General features: G+C 51.4%; 3 protein-coding genes. 1 reads left to right on the plus strand and 2 read right to left on the minus strand.

Annotation, left to right across the window (positions count from 1 at the left end; translation table 11 throughout):
- The coding region (locus KDK14_RS09830) for a M20/M25/M40 family metallo-hydrolase (RefSeq protein ID WP_257264924.1) at nt 1–512 on the minus strand (512 nt) is incomplete at its 3' end.
- A gap of 209 nt (nt 513–721) precedes the next feature.
- Between KDK14_RS09830 and KDK14_RS09835 the strand changes: the two genes are divergently transcribed.
- Nucleotides 722–1,486 carry an alpha/beta fold hydrolase gene (locus KDK14_RS09835; RefSeq protein WP_257264925.1) on the plus strand — a complete coding sequence of 255 codons (765 nt, stop codon included), beginning with the start codon at nt 722–724 and terminating at the stop codon, nt 1,484–1,486.
- A 59-nt stretch (nt 1,487–1,545) separates the two neighbouring features.
- Here the strand turns inward: KDK14_RS09835 and maiA are convergent, their stop codons facing one another.
- The gene (gene maiA / locus KDK14_RS09840) at nt 1,546–2,172 is read right to left on the minus strand and encodes a maleylacetoacetate isomerase (protein WP_257264926.1); all 627 of its coding nucleotides are present in this window, start codon (nt 2,170–2,172) and stop codon (nt 1,546–1,548) included.
- Nucleotides 2,173–2,278 lie beyond the last annotated feature (106 nt).

Here is a 2,278-nt window from a genome sequence, read left to right on the forward strand (position 1 = left end):
GGGCAAGGGTCATCGCCACCTTGCCGCCCATGGAATGGCCAACCAATGCCCTTGAGCCAGTCGCCGGAATAGATGGAGCCGATCTCTTCATCCGGATTCATACAGATACAGATGCTCAGACGATCAGCGACGTCTTCTGGCAGCTGGCTGATGGCCTTGAACATATTAAGCTGGCCGGATTTCATATCAGCAACCCCCGGACCATAGGCTTTTTCACCATCATGGGTCAGGGACCATTCGGCCACTGTGCCTTCCGGAAAAACGGTGTCCAGATGTCCGATCAGCATGATGTCGTATGCTTCGGCTTCCGGCTTGTTGGTGGCCAGCAGGCCGGGGCCTACTTTTTCATCAAAGGTATGACGGCTAACCTGCCAGCCGATGCCCTGGTATTTTTCGGTCATGATATCAGCAACCTTGCCGACACCTGCGGGGGTCCATGTACCACAATCGACGTTAATCAGTGGCTTCAGTTCTTCCAGATATTGATCCAGATTGAAGTGTTGATCACTCATGATGGCTTCATTTTTCCTGTTTTGGAGTTAGGTTGCTTACCGGAACAGATGCAGCGTTGTCGATCATCATAAATAAGCCGCTGGTTTTTCTGGCAAAGCTCAATTTATGATCTTTGTACCAAATACAGAAGCCGTTGTACTGTCGTTTAGGTAGAATTCCTGATCAGTAATTACCGTTTGTCAGCAACCTTTAGAGAAGCACTGAAGCGATGAAATTGTACGCAAGACAGCAGGGGCAGGGGGCTGATGTGATCAGTTTGCATGGTCTGTTTGGCTCTCAGGAAAACCTGGGAATGATCAACCGTGGTCTTGCGGAGTCATTCCGGGTTCATGGGCTGGATCTTCGCAATCATGGACGCTCACCCCATGATGAGACGATGAATTATTCGGTCATGGCTAGAGATGTTCTGGCATATATGGATGACAATAAGCTTGAGACAGTGCATTTGGTTGGCCATTCCATGGGCGGCAAGGTGGCGATGACCCTTGCCCTGATGGTGCCACAGCGCGTTACCAGGCTGGCGGTGATCGATATTGCCCCGGTAGCTTATCAGGAAAGGCGACACGATCGTATTCTTGAAGGGCTGTCGTCTATGCCTTTGAATACGCTGAAAAGCCGTATCGAAGCGGACCGTTTTCTGCAAGCCTGTGAGCCAGACCCCGGTGTGCGTCAGTTCCTGCTGAAAAATCTTTACCGTGACGGGCAGGGTCACTTTCGCTGGCGGGTGAACCTGCCTGCGATCATGACGCATTACATGGAGATCCTGGCCGGGCAGCACTCTGATACGGGTTTTGCCAATGATACCCTGTTTATCAAGGGTGGCGAGTCGGACTATATTTTGCCGGCCCATCGTGAGCGGGTGCTTGCCCTGTTTCCATCAGCCTCCGTGCGGGTGATACCGGGGGCAGGTCACTGGGTTCATGCCCAGAAGCCAGAGTTGGTGACTCGTATACTGTTGCGCTTTCTTGGGTGAGTTATAGAGTTTCGCCGGTGGGTCAACTCCGGCGGCTGTTTGTGGTTGACAATAATCTGTTACACGGCATCCGGCTGGTTTTCCGGTGCCGCTGCAATAAACGCAGGCTGCGTATTGCAGTGCTGGTAGATTGTATGGACTTTTGGGAAGTCTGACATTTCTATCTTGAAGCGCAGGGCATTAAATACTTGCGGTACAAGGCAGATGTCAGCTATAGAGGGCTGTTTCGAGCAGCAGAAAGGCTGGTCATCCAGTTGTGCTTCCAGTGCGGTAAAGCCGGTGTGAATCCAGTGTTTGTACCACTGTGTTTTGGCATCGTCACTCACCCCCAGTTCCTGCTGCAGGTATTTCAGCACTCTGAGGTTATTGAGCGGGTGGATGTCACAGCTGATCTGGTATGCGAGACTGCGCAGCTGGGCTTTTTTCCAGGGGTCTCCGGGTATGATCGAACGTTCTGGAAATGACGCTTCCAGCCATTCAATAATAGCCAGAGACTGGGTGAGCATACCCTTATCGGTGGTTAATGCGGGTACCAGTCCCAGGGGATTGATTTTTTTGTATTCCTCCAGGCTCTGCTCACCTTTTAACAGGTTGATAGCGGATTGTTGATAATCAAGCTCTTTCAGGTTCATGGCTATCCTTACCCGATAGGCAGCCGATGAGCGGAAGTAGCTGTAGAGTTTCATGGTGTTTATTCTCCAATATCTGTCCGGTCAGGCAGAGACGTGTGAGCTGGTAAAATCGTCGCTTGCACTTCACCGAAGCCGATACGGGCATGCCCGGCTTTTTCAC

The sequence above is a fragment of the Endozoicomonas sp. ONNA2 genome (assembly GCF_024606365.1).
Taxonomy (GTDB): Bacteria; Pseudomonadota; Gammaproteobacteria; order Pseudomonadales; family Endozoicomonadaceae; genus Endozoicomonas.

What these genes read in the sequence shown, in the direction of transcription:
- KDK14_RS09835 (WP_257264925.1), top strand. Translation starts at nt 722, where the DNA reads ATGAAATTGTACGCAAGACAGCAGGGGCAGGGGGCTGATGTGATCAGT.
- maiA (WP_257264926.1), bottom strand. Translation starts at nt 2,172, where the DNA reads ATGAAACTCTACAGCTACTTCCGCTCATCGGCTGCCTATCGGGTAAGG.